Genomic DNA, 19,406 nt, shown 5'->3' with positions numbered 1-19,406 from the left:
CGTAAGGCCTTGGCATGCGTTGGCGCCGAGGCCCGGGCGGGCTCGTCGGCGCCTTGCGACTCCTCCAGAGAAACAGGCTCGAAGGGCGTCCGCAATGACCCCTTTTGCTAGTTGTGGTCGTATCCGCCGCAAAAGGTCCTTCTGTGACGTGGCTCTCAATCCGCAGGTCAGGGGTGATAAAGGCGTGCGCATGACAAGCGGAATGATCTACTACCGCACTTAGCAAGTGACCTAAGTCCTGTGGGCCGCCTCACGGTGGGTGTAACCCGCAGTGGTTGAAGTGTCTACGGTGTGCGGCCGGACGGTGTGACGGGCGCCGCATCACGTGGCTCCTCGAAGGTGACCGAGGTCTCGAAGGCGGCCCTCCGCGTGGCCCGTCGGAGCGCTTTGAGGACGGTCGCGCCGAGCGTGAGGGTCAGTACGACGGTCACGACGGCCCGGCCCAGGTCCCAGCCGAGCGAGGTGGCCAGACAGTACGCGACGAAACGGGCCAGGTTGGCGTCCACGTCGTCGTGCGGGTCGAAGGCGACGTTCGACGACAGCGCGTCCATGAAGGGCCAGCCCGCCAGGTTCATGAACGTGCCGTACGCGAAGGCCGCGACGAACCCGTACAGGGCGAGCATCGACAGCTCACCCCGGCCGCGCAGCCTGTCCGGGCCCGGCAGCAGGCCCGCGCCCATCGTGAACCAGCCCATGGACAGCATCTGGAACGGCATCCACGGCCCGACCCCGCCCGTGAGCAGCGCCGACGCGAACATCGTGACCGCCCCGAGCACGAATCCGAAGCCCGGCCCGAGGACTCGCCCGCTCAGCACCATCAGGAAGAACATCGGCTCGATGCCGGCGGTTCCGGCTCCGATCGGCCGCAGCGCGGCCCCCGTCGCGGCGAGCACGCCGAGCATGGCCACGGCCTTGGGGCCGAGCCCCGACTCGGAGATCGTCGCCCCGATGACCCCGACCAGCAGCACCAGCAGCCCCGCGAACAGCCAGGGCGCGTCCTTGGCGTGCGCACTCACCTGGGAGGTGGGCCCGCTGAAGAACGGCCAGGTCAGCGCCGCCAGACCGACGAGGCTGACGAGGAGGAGGGCGGCGAGGGAACGGGGGCCCAGGCGGATGGGGCGGGCTTGGGGTTGGGGGAGGGGTTCAGGGATGAGGAGAGACTCGGGGCGAGGCTCGGGGCGGGGGTGCGGCTTCTCGTTCATGAGCCCGGCTCCTTCTCCCCCTCGGTCGCGCGGAGTGCCTCGCGTACCTGCGGGACCGTGAGCCATTTCTGCGGGGCGAGGATCTTGGTCACCTGTGGGGCGAAGGACGGGGAGGCCACGACGACCTCGGCCGTCGGGCCGTCCGCCACGGGTTCGCCGTCGGCGAGGATGACGACCCGGTGGGAGAGTTCGGCGGCCAGCTCGACGTCGTGGGTGGCCAGCACGATGGCGTGGCCCTCGGCCGCCAGCCCCCGCAGGACGGTGACCAGCCGGGACTTCGCCGCGTAGTCGAGGCCGCGGGTCGGCTCGTCGAGTAGGAGCAGGGGTGGGCGGGCCGTCAGGACTACCGCCAGGGCGAGGGCGAGCCGCTGGCCCTCCGAGAGGTCCCGCGGATGCGTGTCGTCCGCGATGCCCGGGAGCAGCTCGGACACCAGGGTCCGGCAGGTGCCCGGTTCCGCCCCCGCGTCGGAGTCCGCGGCCGTGCACTCCCCGGCCACCGTGTCGGCGTACAGCAGGTCGCGGGGCTCCTGTGGTACGAGGCCGACGTGGCGGATGAGTTCACGGGGTGCCGTGCGGTGGGGCTCGACACCGCCCACGCGCACGGATCCCGACGCCGGCGCGACCAGGCCCACGAGGGCGGAGAGCAGCGTGGACTTGCCGGCGCCGTTGCGGCCCATGAGGGCGACGGTCTCGCCGGGGTCGACGGTGAGGGTGACGGAGTGGAGGACCTCGGTGCGGCCTCGGCGGACGGAGAGGTTCTCAACTGTCGCTGAGTGGTGTGGAGTTGTGGGTGTGAGGGGTGTGGTTGTGGGTGCGGGTTCGGGGGTGCGCTTGCGGAACAGGCGGGGGCGCGGGCGGGGGTGACGGGTGGGCGTCGGGGTGCTTTCCGCCGGGAGCAGGGGTGCCGTGTTCGCGTACGTGCTCGCGGCTTCGTACGTGGTGTTCTCCAGCCGCTCCCGGAGTGTGCCCGCCCTTCGTCGGGCGTCCCTCACCGTCAGCGGCAGGGGTGACCAACCGGCGAGCCTGCCCAGTGCCACCACCGGCGGGTACACCGGGGAGACGGCCATGACCTCGGACGGTGTGCCCAGCACGAGTGGGGCGCCGGGGGTGGGGAGGAGGGCGACCTGGTCGGCGTACTGGATGACGCGTTCCAGGCGGTGCTCGGCCATGAGGACCGTCGTGCCGAGGTCGTGGACGAGGCGCTGGAGGACGGCGAGCACCTCCTCCGCGGCGGCCGGGTCGAGGGCCGAGGTCGGTTCGTCGAGGACCAGGACCTTGGGGTGCGGGGTGAGGACCGAGCCGATCGCGACGCGCTGCTGCTGGCCGCCGGACAGCGTGGCGATGGGGCGGTCGCGGAGGTCGGCGAGGCCGAGCAGGTCGAGGGTCTCCTCGACGCGGCGGCGCATCACGTCGGGGGCGAGGCCCAACGACTCCATTCCGTACGCGAGTTCGTCCTCGACCGTGTCCGTCACGAAGTGCGACAGCGGATCCTGGCCCACCGTGCCGACCACGTCCGCGAGTTCGCGCGGCTTGTGGGTCCGCGTGTCACGGCCCGCCACCGTCACACGGCCGCGCAGGGTGCCGCCCGTGAAATGCGGGACCAGTCCGTTCACCGCGCCGAGCACCGTCGACTTGCCGACCCCGGACGGTCCCACCAGCAGCATCAACTCGCCCTCAGGAACGGTGAGTTCGATGCCCTGGACGGTCGGCCCTGCCGCTCCGTCGTATGTCACGGAGACATTCTCGAAGCGGATCATGAGGGTTCCTTGCGGGTGTTCTTGGGGCGGGTGTGCTCGGGTGCCGGGGCGATGAAGGCGGGGAGCAGGCCCAGGAGGATCGCCGCCGCGGGCCACAGGGGGAGTGTTGGAGCGGTCAGCGGGACGACGCCGGGGTGCAGGGCCGCGGAGTTGGACGGGGCGTGGGAGGCGTAGAGGATCAGCAGCGTCGCGACCGCCGCGCCGGACGCGGCGACCAGCCACGCGCGTACGCCCCACGCGTCGGGGCGGTAGCGCGTACGCAGCGAGCGGCGCCCGCCGAGCCACAGGCCGGCGAGGGCCGCGGCGAGTCCGGCGAGCAGTACGGGCAGGCCGTAGCTGCCGCCCTCCGCGGTGAGCAGGCCGTACGTTCCGGCGCAGACGCCGACCAGGCCGCCGAGGGTGAGTGCGGTGGTGGTGCGGCGGACGGTGGGTGGTACGTCCGCCGTGCGGCCGTAGCCGCGTGCGTCCATCGCCGCCGCGAGGGCGACGGATCGCTCCAACGCGCCCTCCAGGACCGGGAGTCCGACCTGGAGCAGGCCGCGCAGGCCCTTGTCCGGGCGGCCTCGGAGGCGGCGGGCGGCGCGCAGGCGTTGGACGTCCGCGATCAGGTTCGGGGCGAAGGTGAGGGCCACCACTACGGCAACTCCCGCTTCGTACAAGGCTCCTGGGAGGGATTTGAGGAGGCGGGCCGGGTTCGCGAGGGCGTTCGCGGCGCCTACGCAGATGAGGAGGGTGGCGAGTTTCAGGCCGTCGTAGAGGGCGAAGGTCAGGCCTTCGGCGGTGACTCGGCCTCCGATGCGGATGCCCTCCGCCCAGGCCGGGAGGGGGAGTTCGGGGAGGGTGAGGAGGGTGTGGGTGCCGGGGATGGGGGAGCCGAGGATGACCGCGAAGGCGAGGCGGATGGCCAGGACGGCGAGGGCCAGTTTTACGAAAGCGCCGTAGGAGTGGGCCCAGGGGGCCTCTGTTCGGCGGGCCGCTACTACATAGCCGGCTACGCCGATCAGGAGGGCCAGGAGGAGGGGGTTCGTGGTGCGGGAGGCGGCTGTTCCCAGGCCGAGGGCCCAGAGCCACCAGGCGCCTGGGTGGATTGCGTTGGTTCTGGTTGCTTGTGGGGCGGTGAGTCTGTGTTGGACTTTTCTGGATCGGGTGCCCGGTGCCATGGGCTGTGCCCACCCGTTCCGCCCTGCGGAACGCCTGCCCACAGCACTTGTAGCTGCGGTATTGCGTCCCCGGTGTCGGTCGTCCTTGCTGGCGGTCATTGCACAGGCCCGTCAACCCCGGCGGCGGCGGGCTTGCCATACCGCTGCCGTGCCCAGGGCTGCTACCGCGGCGATTCCGGTCAGTAGGCCCAGCGAGGGGCCGCCGTTGTCGTCCCCGTCGGCGGAATTGCTCTCCGCCTCCTCGCCGGGCGACGCCGAAGCCTTCGGGCGGTCGTCCGCGACCGGCTCTCCGCAGCCCGTGGTCGGGTAGCCCGCGATGGCGCAGAGCAGGGCGTTCGTGTCGTAGCGGAGCGGCTTGGCGACGGCGGCGAGGGCGTCCGCGGTCGTGGCGTCGTCGTCCACGCGGGCGCAGGCCGTGCGGGGGCGGGGCGGGGTCGAGCCGGACGGGGCGTCCGCGGGCGTGCCGAAGTCGAGGACAAGGCCGACCCGCTTGGACCCCTCCCGTGCGGGCGTCTTCGCGCAGATCGTCGCGAAGTCGGCGGTGCCGCGCGGCTTCGCCGAGTCCTTGGAGTCCTCGCTCACCGAGAAACGGAACCCCTGGACGTCACCGTCCGAGGGGCGGGCGGTCGACGGCCCCTGGGTCGCGTACACCCACGTGTCGGCCGTATCGGCAGTATCGGCGGTGGAATTCCGGTCCCAGAAGGACCAGTAGCGGTAGCCGACCGCCTGGGCCTGCCCCGCCGTGCCGAGGACGGCGAGCAGGAGACACAGGACCGGCAGAACCAGGCGGCGGCAGGTCACGGCTGCTGCTTCTTGTTACGGCCGCTGAGGAGGAAGCCGATTCCGATGCCGCCGACCAGGCCGACCCCGATGATCCACCAGAGGCTGACCCCGCCGTCGTCCTCGTCCGAAGCATCTGCCTCGTCACTCTTGCCGTTCGCCGGGGCGGTGGAGGCGTCGGAGGACGTTGCCGCGGGGCCGGTCGCGCCGAGCTGCTTCACGAGGTCGGCGCCGCCGAAGGCGCGCGGGTCCGTGCCGGTGGCGTTCGCCGCGAAGATCAGCTGTGCGTACGCCGCCGGGCCGCTCTTCGCCGCCCAGGTACCGGAGTTCTTCTCCAGCCAGGCCAGCGGCTTCTCGGTGTCGGCCGTGCGGCCGGCGGCGGCGAGCGCGACGACCGTGTCGGCGGTGTTGCCGTAGTCGGGCTGGTCCTCGGCGCCGGGGAGGGACGACTTCAGGTAGCCGTTCTTGGCGACCGCGCCCGCGAGGTACCGGGCGCCGTTGGCCGCCGCGTCCTCGATCGTGAAGGAGTCACCGCCCGCGCACTCGGACGCCTTCGGGGATGCCTTGTCGGCGCCGTCCTCGTCGGGATCGGCGTCCAGGCCCTCGCCGAGCGCGCCCAGTACCCCGGCCGCCGTGGCGTCCGCGTTCGCCGCGAGCTTGCCCTTCTTGTCCGGCTGGAAGGCGAAGGCGCCGCCGCCGGTCTCGTCGCAGGGGACGGAGAGGCCGAGCAGGGCGTCGTACGGCGTCCGGTCGTCCTTCGAGGGCACGTCCTTCGGGTCGGTGTCCCCGGCGTCCAGGGCCCCGATCACGACGGACGTCGAGTTGGTGTCGCTGGGCGTGCCGGGGAAGTAGCCCCAGCCGCCGTCCTTGTTCTGCACGGACTTCAGCCACTTCACGGCCGCGCCCGTCACGGCGTCGCTCGCGTCGAGGGCCTCCAGGGCCTGCAGCGCGGCGGCCGTGCTGTTCGTGTCGACCTTGGTCTTGGCGTCGCACTTGGCGCTCGGGTCGGGGCGGTACGCCGTGAAGGCCCCGCTCTCGCACTGCTGGCCGACGAGCCAGTCGACGGACTTCTTCGCGGGCTTCACATCCACGGTGTCCTGGGCGAGCAGCGCGAGCGACTGCCGCCAGACGCCGTCGTAGGTGGGGTCGGTGCTGCCGTACAGGGCGGAGGGGAACGCCTGGGACGGGCTCGCGCCGGGCGACTCGTCGGCGAGGGCGGCCGGCGCGAACGCCGTACCGATCACGGCGGTGGCGGCCAGTACCGCTGCGCTGCGGCGGACAAACATGATCGGCGGATGCCTTTCCCGGTCAGGGAGCCGGGCAGCCTGGAATCCAAGGCGGCTCGGCCCCGTATGCCTCGACGGTGCCGGTCACCGGCGGTCCCGGTGACGCGAGCCGGTCACGTCCGTACGGGGCAGTCCGGCTCACCGCCCCTGATCGGCTGATCCATTGATCCATTGATCCACGGATCCAGTGATCGACCGATCGGCCGGGCGGCACACGGTTGCGGGTCAGCGCCGGATTTGCACCGGCTTCCCCCCGTACGACTGTGATGACGACCCGCTCACTGTACCGGCCCGTAGCAAGACCCTGAGGGGCGGCCGTGGGGTCGCCTGTGGGGCTGTCCGTGAGGCTGCCTGTGAGGCCGGGCGGCGGCTCCGGGTAGCTTCTGCCCATGGGGATACCTGCGGGGGCCGGCCGCCTGCTCGGTTCGGGGCGCACGGCGGATGTCTACGCGCTCGGCGATCGCGACGGCCACGACGGACTCGGTGACGGCTCCGGCGGGGAGTGGGTGCTGCGCCGGTACCGGGACGGCTACGGGGACGCGCCGGCCGAGGCGGCCGTCATGGAGTACGTACGGGGCCACGGCTATCCCGTGCCGCGCGTGCGGGCGGCGGAGGCGCGCCCGCGCACCGACCTCGTGATGGAGCGGCTGTACGGGCCGACCGTGGTCGAGGCGCTGGTAGCAGGCCAACTCACCGCCGGGGAGGCGGGGTTGGCGCTCGCGCGGCTCCTGCGCGACCTGCACGCGATCCCGGCCCGCCGCTCCACGGACCCCGCCGTACGCGTCCTCCACCTGGACCTGCACCCGGAGAACGTGCTCCTCACCCCGGCCGGACCCATGGTGATCGACTGGGCCAACACCGACGAGGGCCCGCCCGGCCACGACTGGAGCATGTCCGCCGTGATCGTGGCCCAGGTGGCCGTCGACGACGATCCCCGCGCGCCCCTGGCCGAGGAGATGCTGTCGGCGCTGCTGGCCGACTGCCCCGACCCGGCACTCCTGACGGGCCCGGACGGCGGCCTCGGCTGGGCGACGGGACAGCGGGCCGCCAACCCGACAATGAGCCGCCACGAGGTCGAACTCCTGGGTGAGGCGGGGGAGTTGATCCGCAGGTTGCTGGACTAGCTCCTGTCCGTCCCGGCTCCTGCGCGGACGCTTCCACCTGGAGCCGCAGGGCATGCACCATGCCCTGCCGCCCGAGGGGCAGGTTCAAACGGCCACGTACGTCACCGGATCGCTCCCCGGGACCGCCTCCGCGTGGCCCAGTTTCACCAGTCGGCGCAGGTGGGCCTCCGCCTCCGAGACGGCGATGTTCCGTGATCCGTAGGGGATGTCGTCCCACGGGCGGTTCCACTCCATGCGGACGGCGAGCTGCCAGGAGGTGAGCGGGGTGACGAGGAGGGAGCGCAGGTCGGTGAGGCGGGACTCGTGGTGGTCGAGCAACTCCCTTACGCGGGCCGGGGCGTCGGTGAAGGCGTGCAGGTGGGCCGGGAGGACCTCGGCCGGTTCGAGGCGGCCGATCCGTTCCAGGGAGTCGAGGTAGTCGCCGAGCGGGTCGGCGACGGTCTCGTCGTCCGGGTCCTCGTACAGGCCGATGTGCGGAGTGATCCTCGGCAGGAGGTGGTCGCCGGAGAACAGGCGCCCGTGGCCCGGGAGTTGGGCCGGGTGGGCCTCCTCCAGGTGGAGGCAGACATGGCCGGGGGTGTGGCCCGGCGTCCAGATCGCGCGGAGCCGGCGGCCGGCCAGGTCGAGGAGCTCGCCGGGGACGATCTCGCGGTCGGGGAGCGCGGGGGACGCACCGGGGAACATCCGGGAGCGGGCGGTGCGCATCGGCGCCACGTGCTCCTCGGGCGCGCCCGAGGCGGTCAACTTGTCCGCCATGTACGTGAACCAGCGCCCGGGTTTCGTCCCGCGTGTCCGCCGTACGATCGAGATGTCGGCGGCGTGCATCGCGATCCAGGCGCCGGACGCCTCCCGCACCTTGCCCGACAGGCCGTGGTGGTCCGGGTGGTGATGGGTGATCACCACTCCGTGGATCTCCCCGGCCGATGTTCCGCAGGCCGTCAATCCCTCGGCGAGCGCGTCCCAGGACGCCGGATCGTCCCAGCCCGTGTCGATCAGCACCGGCCCGCGGTCGGTGTCCACGACGTACACGAGTGTCGTTCCGAGGGGATTGTCCGGGATGGGAACCGCGACGGACCGTACGCCGCCGCCGTGATCGGTCACCTGTGCCATGGGTTCCCCTGTCGCCGACTCCCGGCCACTATAACTAGAACCGGTTCCAATGGGAGCCCAAGTCACTCACCGGGTCGGTGCGATGGATCACGATCGATCGCGGGAGCGGTGAAGTGGTGTGAGGTCCGTGGACTCCTCCAACCGGAACTGGTATCAGTTCCAGTGTTGTTGTTTCTGATGCACCGTCAGGAAACGTCCCGCGGAGAGGCAGTCGGCCATGACCGAGCTCGTGGAACACGGACAGCTGTTCATCGGCGGGGAGTTGGCCGCTCCCCTGGGCCAGGACGTGATCGAGGTGGTCTCCCCGCACACCGAGGAGGTCATCGGCCGGGTGCCGCACGCCTCGCGGGCGGACGTCGACCGGGCCGTCGCGGTCGCGCGGACCGCGTTCGACGAGGGGCCCTGGCCGCGGATGTCCCTCGACGAGCGCATCGAGGTCGTCAACCGGATCAAGGACGGGATCGCCGTACGCCACGAGGAGATCGCCCGCGTCATCTCCTCCGAGAACGGCTCCCCGTACTCCTGGAGCGTCCTCGCGCAGGCCCTCGGCGCGATGATGGTGTGGGACGCGGCGATCACGGTCGCGCGGGACTTCACGTACGAGGAGACGCGCGACGGAGTGCTCGGGAAGATCCTCGTGCGGCGCGAGCCGGTCGGGGTCGTCGCGGCCGTCGCCCCCTGGAACGTCCCGCAGTTCGTGGCGGCGGCCAAGCTCGCGCCCGCGCTGCTGACCGGCTGCACGGTCGTGCTCAAGCCCTCGCCCGAGTCGCCGCTGGACGCGTACATACTCGGCGAGATCGCGAAGGACTCCGGGCTGCCGGAGGGGGTTCTGTCGATCCTGCCCGCGGACCGCGAGGTGAGCGAGTATCTCGTCGGGCATCCCGGGATCGACAAGGTCTCCTTCACCGGATCGGTGGCCGCGGGCCGGCGCGTCATGGAGGTCGCCTCACGCAATCTCACGCGCGTGACACTGGAGTTGGGCGGGAAGTCGGCGGCGGTGGTCCTGCCGGACGCGGACATCGAGACCTCCGTGCCGGGCATCGTCTCGGCGGCCTGGATGAACAACGGGCAGGCGTGCGTCGCGCAGACCCGCATCCTGCTGCCGCGGTCGCGCTACGACGAGTTCGCGGAGGCGTTCGCCGCGGCGGCGGGGGCGCTGGTGGTCGGCGACCCGCTCGACCCGGCGACCCAGGTGGGCCCGCTCGTCGCCCAGCGGCAGCAGCAGCGCAACCTCGACTACATCCGCATCGGCCAGGAGGAGGGCGCCAAGATCCTCACGGGCGGCGGGCGTCCGCCCGGCCTGGAGCGCGGCTGGTACGTCGAGCCGACGCTCTTCGGTGACGTCGACAACTCCATGCGGATCGCTCGCGAGGAGATCTTCGGGCCGGTGATCTGCCTGCTCCCGTACGGCGACGAGGCCGAGGCGGTCAAGATCGCCAACGACTCCGAGTACGGGCTGAGCGGCAGCGTCTGGACGGGCGACGTGGCCCGTGGCATCGACGTGGCCCGCCAGGTCCGTACCGGCACGTACTCCGTCAACACCTTCAGCCTCGACATGCTCGGACCCTTCGGCGGCTACAAGAACTCCGGCCTGGGGCGGGAGTTCGGGCCCGAGGGTTACAGCGAGTACCTGGAGCACAAGATGATCCACCTGCCCGCCGGCTGGGAGGCCTGACCGATGGGCGACCGCTGGCACGTCGAGGTCGACCGCTCCCTCTGCATCGGCTCGGCCCAGTGCACCCACCTCGCCCCCACCGCCTTCCACCTCGACTCCGCCATGCAGTCCCACCCGGCAGAGCCGGAATCCGACGCCAACGAGAAGGTCCTGGAGGCGGCGGAGGGGTGTCCGGTGGAGGCGATCATGATCACCCTGCTGGGGAGCGGGGAGGCGGTGTTTCCTCCGGAGGAGTGAGGGGAGGGGCGCGGGGTGTGTGTACGGCTGCCCGCCGGTGGGGGTCGGCCGCGCCCACGCGGCGGAGCCGCCCATCGGCACAGCCCCGCGCCCCTTTCCGGGTGGGGGGCGGCCGGATCGGCTGCGGGAGTGGGTTCCGCGGAGGTCGGCGGGTCGGGTGAGCGGCGGGGCGCACAGGGTGCCGGGCCCTACCGCCAGGAGGTGATGGCGCGGGCTGCGTCCCGGAGGTCGGCTTCCCTGGGGCGTGGCTGCTGGTGCGGCTGCTCGGATGTGCGATGTCAGCCGGTTCGGCGTGGCTTTGTCTGGACGTCCGAGGTGGGCGTCCCGGACGGGGTGCGGGTCTCCGGGAGCGCCGTACGCCGTGCGTCGGCCATGACGACATCGTGCGCGTAGGCACTGGTCGTCCTGCCGAGGGAGGCGGCGCTCGCCTCCACTTGAGCCATCTCTCGGTCGGTGAACTCCACCGTGATCACGGGCATGCGGTCACGCTAGCTCCTCCGGTCAGCCCCTCGACGGCACCCGTCAATCGTCCGTTGACGTCAGGTCGATCAACCTGCACACCGTCTCGATGTCGATCTTGACCTGGGCGATGGAGGCGCGGCCCGAGAGCCAGGTGATGAGGGCCGAGTGCCAGGTGTGTTCGATGACGCGGACCGCGGAGAGCTGGGCGGGGGTCGGGTCGTCGAGGCCCATCGCGTCGAGGATGATCACCGTGGTCTGGCGGGAGACCTGGTCGACCTCCGGGCTGACGCTGCGGTCGGCGAACGTCAGGGCCCGGACCATCGCGTCGGCGAGATGCGGCTCGCGCTGGAGGGCGCGGAAGGCGCGCATCAGCGTCTCCGCCACCCGCTCCGCCGCCGTGTCGCCCGCCGGCGGCTTCTTGCGGAGCGTCCCGTGCATATGGGCGAGCTGGTCCTGCATCGTCGCGACCAGCAGATGCACCTTGGACGGGAAGTAGCGGTAGAGCGTGCCCAGGGCCACCTGGGACGACTCCGCGACCTCCCGCATCTGCACCGCGTCGAACCCACCCCGGCTCGCCAGCTGCGCGCTCGCGTGCAGGATGCGCCGCCGCCGCGCCTCCTGGCGCTCGGTGAGCGGGGGAGTGACCGGCTGCGCGGCCCGTAGCGCCGGCTGCGCGGCCTTCGCCGAAGTCTTGGCTTCCGCAGGCATGGATCCCGATTCCGTGACGTTCGTACAAGATTCGTACAACAGAGGGCTCGATGGGGACGAGTGGGCGACAGCAGAGTAGAGCCCGGCCGTGGCGTGAATCACCTGATCCACCGCTCACAGGAGAGCTACCTGCCGGTAGATTCTGTGCTCCCTGAACGATCAAGTCTGAAACTTGTTCTAGATTACCGTCCCGAAGTAATCTCGCGGGAACGTGCTGGAAGAAGGGGGCCGAGAGTGACCCATGAGGCCATGGAGGCAGGCCTCCACGCGGGCTCGGCCGCCGACGCCGACCGACCGCTGCGCATCGCGCTCCTCACCTATAAGGGGAACCCGTTCTGCGGCGGCCAGGGCGTCTACGTACGGCACCTCTCGCGCGAGCTCGCCCGCCTGGGCCACCAGGTCGAGGTCATCGGCTCCCAGCCCTACCCCGTGCTCGACGAGGGCGAGGGGCTCGACGGGCTCTCGCTCACCGAACTGCCCAGCCTCGACCTGTACCGCCACCCGGATCCCTTCCGGACGCCGAAGCGTGACGAGTACCGGGACTGGGTCGACGCGATCGAGGTCGGCACGATGTGGACCGGCGGCTTCCCGGAACCGCTGACGTTCTCCCTGCGGGCCCGCCGCCATCTCCGCGCCCGCCGCGGCGACTTCGACGTCGTGCACGACAACCAGACCCTGGGTTACGGGCTGTTGGGGGACGTGGGCGCCCCGCTGGTCACCACCATCCACCACCCCATCACCGTGGACCGGCAGTTGGAGCTGGACGCCGCGGAGGGTCGGCGCCGCCGGATGTCCGTACGCCGCTGGTACGCGTTCACGCGCATGCAGAAGCGCGTCGCCCGCCGCCTCCCCTCCGTGCTCACCGTCTCCGGCACGTCCCGCCAGGAGATCGTCGACCACCTCGGCGTACGCGACGACCGCATCCACGTCGTCCACATCGGCGCCGACACCGACCTCTTCTCGCCGGATCCGTCCGTGCCGCAGGTGCCGGGCCGGATCGTCACCACGTCCAGCGCGGACGTTCCTCTCAAGGGCCTCGTCTTCCTCGTGGAGGCGCTCGCCAAGGTCCGTACGGAGCATCCCGCCGCCCACCTCGTCGTGGTCGGCAAGCGTGCCGAGGACGGGCCGGTCGCCCAGCTCATCGAGCGGTACGGCCTCGAAGGCTCGGTCGAGTTCGTGAAGGGCATCTCGGACGCGGAGCTCGTCGACCTCGTACGGTCCGCCGAGGTCGCCTGCGTGCCCTCCCTGTACGAGGGCTTCTCGCTGCCCGCCGCCGAGGCGATGGCCACCGGTACGCCCCTCGTGGCCACGACCGGCGGAGCCATCCCCGAGGTCACCGGCCCCGACGGCGAGACCTGCCTGGCCGTCAGGCCCGGCGACGCGGGGGCGCTGGCCGCCGGCCTGAGTAGGCTGCTGGGGGACCCCCGGTTGCGTGAACGCCTCGGCTCGGCCGGACGCTCACGCGTGCTGGAGCGGTTCACGTGGGCCAAGGCGGCGGAGGGCACGGTAGCCCGCTACCGTGAGGCGATCGCGGGCGGCGACCGCTCCGCGGCCCAGCCACAAAGCCGCTCCGCGGCAGGCGACGACCGCTCCGCGCCCCAGCTTCCCGGCCGCTCCGCGGCCACACAGGACGCGGCCCCGGCGCCCGCCACCTCTCCGGCCCTGGCGTCGGCCACCCCGTTGAACCTGGCGTCCGCCACGCCTCCGGATCTGGCGTCCGCCACCCCGCCGGGCGGGGCGTCCGCCATCCCTCTGGGCATGGCGTCCACGACCCCACCGGCCCCGGCGCCCGCCACCCCCGCGACCGTGGCCCCCGCCACCCCCTTGTCCGTGGCCCCCGCCACCACCCCCGTGGACACCCCTCACCGTGAAAGCAGGACCACGTGCTGACCGTCGACTTCTCCCGGTTTCCGCTTGCTCCGGGGGACCGTGTGCTGGATCTCGGGTGCGGGGCGGGGCGCCACGCGTTCGAGTGCTACCGGCGCGGCGCGCATGTCGTGGCGGTGGACCAGAACGGTGAGGAGATCCGCGAGGTCGCCAAGTGGTTCGCCGCGATGAAGGAGGCGGGGGAGGCGCCGGAGGGCGCGACCGCCACCGCCATGGAGGGTGACGCGCTCCAACTCCCCTTCCCCGACGAGTCGTTCGACGTCGTCATCATCTCCGAGGTGATGGAGCACATCCCGGACGACAAGGGCGTACTCGCCGAGATGGTCCGCGTGCTGAAGCCCGGCGGGCGGATAGCCATCACGGTCCCGCGCTACGGGCCCGAGAAGGTCTGCTGGACCCTCTCGGACGCGTACCACGAGGTCGAGGGCGGCCACATCCGCATCTACAAGGCGGACGAACTGCTCGGCAAGATCCGCGAGGCCGGCCTCAGGCCGTACGGCACGCATCACGCCCACGCGCTGCACAGCCCCTACTGGTGGCTGAAGTGCGCGTTCGGCGTCGACAACGACAAGGCGCTGCCGGTGCGGGCGTACCACAAGCTCCTTGTCTGGGACATCATGAAGAAACCCCTGGCCACCCGGGTCGCCGAACAGGCGCTGAACCCGCTGATCGGCAAGAGCTTCGTGGCGTACGCGACCAAGCCCCACCTGCCCGTCGACGCCGCCGCGGTGGCCCCTTCCGACGCCGCCGCGGTGAACCCCTCCGACGCCACGGTGGACCCTTCGTGACGACACCGCGCACGGAGCACCTCGTCCTGACCGGAGTGCTCACCGCGGAGCAGGCCGCGCAGACCGTCCGCGGCATCCTGGACGTGCAGCGCGCGGACGGCGCCATACCGTGGTTCCGCGGTCACCACCTCGACCCGTGGGACCACACCGAGGCCGCCATGGCCCTGGACGCGGCCGGCGAGCACGAGGCCGCCGGGCGGGCGTACGACTGGCTGGCCCGGCACCAGAACCAGGACGGCTCCTGGTACGCGGCCTACGCCGACGGGGACGCCGCCGACGTCACCGACCGCGGCCGCGAGACCAACTTCTGCGCCTATGTGGCCGTCGGCGTGTGGCACCACTACCTCGCCACCGGCGACGACATGTTCCTGGACCGGATGTGGCCGACCGTGTTCGCGGCGGTCGAGTTCGTCCTCGAACTGCAGCAGCCCGGCGGGCAGCTCGGCTGGAAGCGCGAGGATGACGGGACGCCCGTCAACGACGCGCTGCTGACCGGGAGTTCGTCCGTCCACCACGCGCTGCGCTGCGCGCTCGCCATCGCCGAGGAACGCGAAGAGCCGCAGCCCGACTGGGAGTTGGCGGTGGGCGCGCTGCGCCACGCGATACGCCGGCACCCGGAGCGGTTCCTCGACAAGGACCGCTACTCGATGGACTGGTACTACCCGGTGCTCGGCGGCGCCCTGACGGGCGCCGAGGCGAAGGACCGCATCGAGGAGGGCTGGGACCGCTTCGTGGTCCCGGGGCTCGGCGTGCGATGTGTCGTTCCCAACCCGTGGGTGACGGGCGGGGAGTCGGCCGAACTCGCCCTGGCGCTGTGGGCCGTGGGCGAGTCCGACCGGGCCCTGGAGATACTCCAGTCGATCCAGCATCTTCGGGACCCCGGAACCGGCCTGTACTGGACGGGCTATGTCTTCGACGCCCAGGCCGTCTGGCCCGAGGAGCTGACCTCCTGGACGGCCGGTTCCCTGCTCCTCGCCGTCGCCGCCCTGGGCGGCGACGAGGCGACGTGCGCGGTCTTCAGCGGCGACCGCCTGCCGACGGGCCTGGACCCGGACTGCTGTCAGTAGGGGCCGGGCACCTGCTCGGTACGTGTACGTGCTCGCACCTGCTCGGTACGTACGTCAGTACTCGGTACGTACGTCAGTGACGGTGGGCGCGGTTGGCGATCGCGTGCCCCACGAAGAGGTACACGACGGCCGCGAGGCCATACCCTGCGACGACCCGTGCCCACTGCTCGTCGAAGGTGAACAGGTCGTGCGACCAGCCGGCGAGCCAGCGTGCCGCGTCATGGATGAACTGGACGAAGTCATTGCCCTGGTTGGCATCCAGCAGGTACATCAGGATCCAGAGGCCAAGGATGAGGGCCATGATGTCGGCGACGACCGCGATGACCGTGCCGGCCTGGTTGGCACCGTTGCTGCGAGTTCGAGAGGACATGCTCTGCGAGTTGCCCTTGAATCCCGAATGAAACCTGTTGTGTTCGAACACGTTGGAATCCTTCGAGGTCAAGGCGCCGTCGAAGGGTGGTGCCAGGCCCTCCCGGTGATGGTTCGTCAGCGATTAACCTTGGTTCCAACTGCCGTTCGTCGTGAGGTGGTTCGGCGGTAAGCGCTGTCACCGACGATCCTGCCCCACGCTAGGGGGAGACGCCGGTGTCCGCGAACAGATCCGTGTCAGAGGAACCCCGTCTGGTCGTCAACAGACCCGAGCGCAGTCGCCTGCGCCGCACACTCGCACTCACACTCCCGGTCCCCGTGGTCGGCCTGGTCCTGCTCCTGGCCTCCGGCCATCTGCTGATGCCGCTCGACCGGGTCGTCACGATCGAGGCCAAGATGGCCTCCAAAAGGGACTTCTTCGAGGATCCCGAAGTCCGGCGCATCCTGATGGAGCACGGTTTCCGCGTCCACATCACGAACATGGGCTCCCGCGACATCGCCAACCAGGACGTCGAGGGATACGACGTGGTGTTCCCCTCCGGACAGCCCGCGGCGGACCTGATCACCAACAAGCGTGCGAGGGCCGGCAACCCGGTGCTCACCTACCGGCCGTTCGTCAGCCCGATCGTGCTGGGCACGTACCGGGCGTACGCCGAGACGCTGAAGGACGCGAAGGTCGCGGAGCCCCAGCGGAACGGGAGCGTCGGCGGCAAGCCGCTCTACTACACGCTCAACATGGGGAGGTTCCTGCAGCTGACCAAGGATGACAAACGCTGGAAGGACATCGGCATCAAGAACCATGGCGTGGAGAACGGCAACAAGATCCTCGCCCAGACCTCGAACATCTGCCAGGCCAACTCCGGCGGCACGTATCTCGGCCTCGTCGCCTTCGTACGGCACGGGAACGACGCTCCGAACGGCAAGCGCGAGGCGGAGGCTCTCGCCCAGGAGATCAAGCCGCTGCTCGTGGAACAGGGCCTGCCCGCCTCCGAGATGGCCGAGACGTATCTGTCCCCGAACGGCAAGAGCATCTCGCCGATCGCGGTCTTCTACGAGCACCAGTACCTGGCCCACCAGATCCGCCACCAGAAGGCCAAGGGCAGGCCCGACACCGACCGCGTCCTTCTCTACCCGGACACCCGTTTCGTCACGGAACCCCAGTTGGTCGCCCTCACCAAGGACGGCGAGCGGCTCGGCGAACTCGTCACGAAGAACTCCGAACTCCAGGCGCGGGCCGTGGAGTTGGGCTTCCGGCCGCGGGACGCCACCGCCGACGAGATGAGCGACCAGCTGGCGAAGTTCCTGACCGACCGCCACATCCAGGCGCCCGTCACCTCCGCCGACGACACCAAGGCGGTCCTCCCCAGCCTGTCCGTCCTGGAGCGGATGATCCAGATCGTCGGCGACTGCCCGGAGCCGCAGAAGGACCCCAAGTGAGACGCGGGCTACGGGGCCTGGCCCTGTGTCTGACGCTCACCCTGTCCGTCACCGTCACCGGCTGCACCGGAGAGGACGACGAGAAGACCACCCTCCGCGTCCTCGCCGGCCCCGACCTCGCCGTACTGGAGCCGCTCCTCGACGAGTTGAGGGACGAGACCGGTGTCGAGCTCGACATGGACTACCGGGCCGACGCGGACACCGGTGACGACCTGGTCCCCGGCACCGGAAAGGGCGGTGGGCACGATCTGGCCTGGCTCTCCACCGACCGCTCCTTCCGGCTGCGCCACAAGGACACCGCCCAGCGGCTGCTGCGTACGCCGACCATGCTCTCGCCGGTCGTCGTCGGCCTGCGGCCCGACGTCGCACGCGAGCTGCGCGCCAAGTCGCCGGAGGGCAAGCTCAGTTGGGCCGACATCGCCGATGCCGCCGCCACCGGGACCGTACGCTTCGGGATGGCCGACCCCCGGCAGACGGGCAGCGGGCTCGCCGCGCTCGTCGGCGTCGCGACCGCCGCGGCGGGCACCGGCGGCGCCCTGCGCGAGAACGACGTCTCCTGCGACCGGCTGCGCGGCTTCCGCTCCGGCCAGAGACTCACCGCCGACTCCACCCGCGACCTGCTCGACGACTTCGTCGACCACCCCGGCACGGCCAACGCCCTCATCACGTACGAGTCCGACCTGCTCGCCCTCAACTCCGGTGGCCGGCTGAAGGAGAAGCTGGAGATCGTTCGCCCCGAGGACGGCATGGTCCTCGCAGACTTCCCGCTACTGCTCCTCGACCAGGACGACCCGGACCGACGGGCCGCCTACGACAAGGTCGTGGAGTGGCTTCAGAGGGACTCCGTACAGGAGAAGATCATGCGCACGGCCCTGCGGCGGCCGGTGAGTGCGTCCGTCCGGCGGGACGGGCAACTGCGCGCGCCGGTCGGCAACGCGCTCTACTTCCCCGACCAACTGGCGGTCGTGGAGAGCCTGTTGGACGACTACGGCGATCCCCGGCGACGGGTCGCCGACCAGGTGATCTTCCTGCTCGACTTTTCCGGGTCGATGCGCGGCGAGCGCATGGCGGCCCTGCGTGAGGCCTTCGCGGATCTCAGCGGCGCGGACTCCTCGGCGACGGGCAAGTTCGCCCGCTTCTACCAGGGCGAGCGGCTGACCGTCGTACGGTTCGGCGGCCGAGTGCTGGAGGAGAGGACCGTCACCGTCGGTGGGCAGAAGGACCTGACGACGCTCGCCGACCTCGTCGCGCGCGGCGGCTACGGCGACGCGACCGCCGTCTGGACCGCCCTCGACCACGGCTACCGCACGGCCTCGACCGTGGTGGCCGACGACCCCGAACGGGCCGTGTCCATCGTCCTGATGACGGACGGCGAGAACAACTCCGGTATCGCGTACGAGGAGTTCGTACGCCGCTACGAGGCGCGGGCTGCCGAGACCCGCGCCGCGGTCCACACCTACCCCGTGCACTTCGGAGAGGCCGACGCAGGCGCACTGCGGCGCGCGGCCACGAAGACGGGCGGACGCATGGTGGACGCGCAGGGCTCATCCCTTTCCGAGGCGTTCAAGGAGATCCGTGGCTGTCGTTGACGCGCAGTGGTGGGGTGTGTGGTGGCCCTGGATGACGGTGTGGCTGGTCACCGCGGCCGGACTGGTGACGCTCGGTGCCGTGCTGGCGCGGCACGTCCGGGAGCGAAGACGGCGGGCGCTCGGACAGCGGTCCGCGTACAGCATCTGCTTCTACCTCGACGAGAAGGCGGTGATGGACCTCTACCGGATCGGCAACTACAGCGCGGCACTGGAGCAGGCGGTCGAGCACCGGACCAACGTCAACACCAGCCTGGGGCTCTGGGGCAGGCTGCTGCCGTGGACGGTCAAGGCCAACCGGGACATCAGCCAGGAGAAGTTCAGCAGTTACGTCCAGAAGAGCGAGCCGATCTCCGTGATCGGGATGCTCATGGACGCCTTCGAGCGCGCCGACGTCATCGTCCACGCCGACCTCCGCTCCGGGGACGTCACCCCGAACCGCGCCCTCGCCGAGACCCTCGGCCCCGACGCCGGGCGCGGCGGACTCGCGCTCAGCGACATCGAGGAGTTCGTCTCGGTCCGGGGCCGCTTCCTCGTGGAGTCGGAGTCCACCGAGGAGATCGTGCTGCGCGCTCCGTACGGGGATCCCGGGCAGCCCGCCCACGTCCGCGTCACCTGCGCAGCGGGCGGCCTGCGCGGCGAGCGGATCAACGACGGCTCCTTCCAGGCGCGTTGTCTCGGCAAGATGACCGGCTGGCGGTCGGACAGCCGCGAGGTCACGCTGGAGGCGATCGCCATATTCCGCTGACGGCGGGGAGTTGCCGCCCCTTC

At 71.0% G+C, this 19,406-nt stretch carries 18 protein-coding genes and 1 riboswitch; of the genes, 9 read left to right on the top strand and 9 right to left on the bottom strand.

The features are described 5' to 3' along the window. Positions 1-284 precede the first annotated feature (284 nt). The 5 genes from ACN20J_RS16305 to ACN20J_RS16285 all read right to left on the bottom strand — a co-directional run bounded on the left by ACN20J_RS16305 (position 285) and on the right by ACN20J_RS16285 (position 6,185). Entirely contained in the window at positions 285-1,202 is a 918-nt protein-coding gene (locus ACN20J_RS16305; protein ID WP_419666181.1) for an ECF transporter S component, read from the bottom strand. Continuing rightward, on the bottom strand, positions 1,199-2,959 hold the full coding sequence (locus ACN20J_RS16300) for an ABC transporter ATP-binding protein (RefSeq protein WP_419666180.1): 1,761 nt from the start codon (positions 2,957-2,959) through the stop codon (positions 1,199-1,201). Before ACN20J_RS16300 ends, ACN20J_RS16305 begins: the two co-directional genes overlap by 4 nt. Then, on the bottom strand, positions 2,956-4,119 hold the full coding sequence (locus ACN20J_RS16295) for an energy-coupling factor transporter transmembrane component T (protein ID WP_419666179.1): 1,164 nt from the start codon (positions 4,117-4,119) through the stop codon (positions 2,956-2,958). Before ACN20J_RS16295 ends, ACN20J_RS16300 begins: the two co-directional genes overlap by 4 nt. Positions 4,120-4,230: 111 nt before the next feature. Then, positions 4,231-4,920: an SCO2322 family protein gene (locus tag ACN20J_RS16290; protein ID WP_419666178.1), complete on the bottom strand. Its 690-nt coding sequence runs from the start codon at positions 4,918-4,920 to the stop codon at positions 4,231-4,233. Then, on the bottom strand, positions 4,917-6,185 hold the full coding sequence (locus ACN20J_RS16285; protein WP_419666177.1) for a prenyltransferase/squalene oxidase repeat-containing protein: 1,269 nt from the start codon (positions 6,183-6,185) through the stop codon (positions 4,917-4,919). The genes ACN20J_RS16290 and ACN20J_RS16285 overlap by 4 nt, the downstream gene beginning before the upstream one ends. Before the next feature lie 108 nt (positions 6,186-6,293). Then, positions 6,294-6,478: riboswitch (cobalamin riboswitch) on the bottom strand. A gap of 96 nt (positions 6,479-6,574) precedes the next feature. Between ACN20J_RS16285 and ACN20J_RS16280 the strand changes: the two genes are divergently transcribed. Then, positions 6,575-7,309: a phosphotransferase gene (locus ACN20J_RS16280; RefSeq protein ID WP_419666176.1), complete on the top strand. Its 735-nt coding sequence runs from the start codon at positions 6,575-6,577 to the stop codon at positions 7,307-7,309. Positions 7,310-7,393: 84 nt separating this feature from the next. Here ACN20J_RS16280 and ACN20J_RS16275 read toward each other — a convergent pair whose 3' ends face one another. Further along, entirely contained in the window at positions 7,394-8,419 is a 1,026-nt protein-coding gene (locus ACN20J_RS16275) for an MBL fold metallo-hydrolase (RefSeq protein WP_189838124.1), read from the bottom strand. A 217-nt stretch (positions 8,420-8,636) separates the two neighbouring features. On the opposite strand from ACN20J_RS16275, the gene ACN20J_RS16270 reads away from it, so the two are divergent. Together ACN20J_RS16270 and ACN20J_RS16265 are read left to right on the top strand one after the other, a co-directional pair. After that, a complete protein-coding gene (locus tag ACN20J_RS16270; protein ID WP_189838125.1) occupies positions 8,637-10,094 on the top strand; it encodes an aldehyde dehydrogenase in 1,458 nt (485 codons plus the stop codon). 3 nt (positions 10,095-10,097) lie between these two features. Continuing rightward, entirely contained in the window at positions 10,098-10,331 is a 234-nt protein-coding gene (locus ACN20J_RS16265; RefSeq protein ID WP_055618707.1) for a ferredoxin, read from the top strand. A gap of 278 nt (positions 10,332-10,609) precedes the next feature. Here the strand turns inward: ACN20J_RS16265 and ACN20J_RS16260 are convergent, their stop codons facing one another. Further along, complete coding sequence (locus ACN20J_RS16260; protein WP_189838126.1) at positions 10,610-10,810, bottom strand: hypothetical protein; 201 nt, start codon at positions 10,808-10,810, stop codon at positions 10,610-10,612. 43 nt (positions 10,811-10,853) lie between these two features. After that, entirely contained in the window at positions 10,854-11,501 is a 648-nt protein-coding gene (locus ACN20J_RS16255) for a TetR family transcriptional regulator (RefSeq protein ID WP_189838127.1), read from the bottom strand. Between the two features lie 234 nt (positions 11,502-11,735). Here ACN20J_RS16255 and ACN20J_RS16250 point away from each other — a divergent pair, with 234 nt between their 5' ends. The 3 genes from ACN20J_RS16250 to ACN20J_RS16240 are packed head-to-tail and all read left to right on the top strand — an operon-like array spanning position 11,736 to position 15,243. Further along, positions 11,736-13,391 (top strand): glycosyltransferase family 4 protein, encoded by a 1,656-nt coding sequence (locus ACN20J_RS16250; protein WP_419666175.1) that lies wholly within the window; start codon positions 11,736-11,738, stop codon positions 13,389-13,391. Further along, positions 13,385-14,176 carry a class I SAM-dependent methyltransferase gene (locus ACN20J_RS16245; protein ID WP_419666174.1) on the top strand — a complete coding sequence of 264 codons (792 nt, stop codon included), beginning with the start codon at positions 13,385-13,387 and terminating at the stop codon, positions 14,174-14,176. Before ACN20J_RS16250 ends, ACN20J_RS16245 begins: the two co-directional genes overlap by 7 nt. Next, complete coding sequence (locus ACN20J_RS16240) at positions 14,173-15,243, top strand: prenyltransferase (protein WP_419666173.1); 1,071 nt, start codon at positions 14,173-14,175, stop codon at positions 15,241-15,243. The genes ACN20J_RS16245 and ACN20J_RS16240 overlap by 4 nt, the downstream gene beginning before the upstream one ends. 73 nt (positions 15,244-15,316) lie before the next feature. Here the strand turns inward: ACN20J_RS16240 and ACN20J_RS16235 are convergent, their stop codons facing one another. Beyond that, a complete protein-coding gene (locus ACN20J_RS16235) occupies positions 15,317-15,613 on the bottom strand; it encodes a hypothetical protein (RefSeq protein ID WP_055617873.1) in 297 nt (98 codons plus the stop codon). 215 nt (positions 15,614-15,828) lie between these two features. Here ACN20J_RS16235 and ACN20J_RS16230 point away from each other — a divergent pair, with 215 nt between their 5' ends. The 3 genes from ACN20J_RS16230 to ACN20J_RS16220 are packed head-to-tail and all read left to right on the top strand — an operon-like array spanning position 15,829 to position 19,383. Beyond that, complete coding sequence (locus ACN20J_RS16230; protein ID WP_361910749.1) at positions 15,829-17,049, top strand: hypothetical protein; 1,221 nt, start codon at positions 15,829-15,831, stop codon at positions 17,047-17,049. Further along, on the top strand, positions 17,046-18,638 hold the full coding sequence (locus ACN20J_RS16225) for a substrate-binding domain-containing protein (RefSeq protein WP_419666172.1): 1,593 nt from the start codon (positions 17,046-17,048) through the stop codon (positions 18,636-18,638). The genes ACN20J_RS16230 and ACN20J_RS16225 overlap by 4 nt, the downstream gene beginning before the upstream one ends. Then, positions 18,625-19,383 carry a hypothetical protein gene (locus ACN20J_RS16220; protein WP_189838131.1) on the top strand — a complete coding sequence of 253 codons (759 nt, stop codon included), beginning with the start codon at positions 18,625-18,627 and terminating at the stop codon, positions 19,381-19,383. Before ACN20J_RS16225 ends, ACN20J_RS16220 begins: the two co-directional genes overlap by 14 nt. Positions 19,384-19,406 lie beyond the last annotated feature (23 nt).

Source organism: Streptomyces sp. 2-1, from assembly GCF_048564895.1.
Taxonomy (GTDB): Bacteria; Actinomycetota; Actinomycetes; order Streptomycetales; family Streptomycetaceae; genus Streptomyces; species Streptomyces phaeochromogenes.
This window is presented reverse-complemented; position numbering and strand designations above follow the sequence as displayed.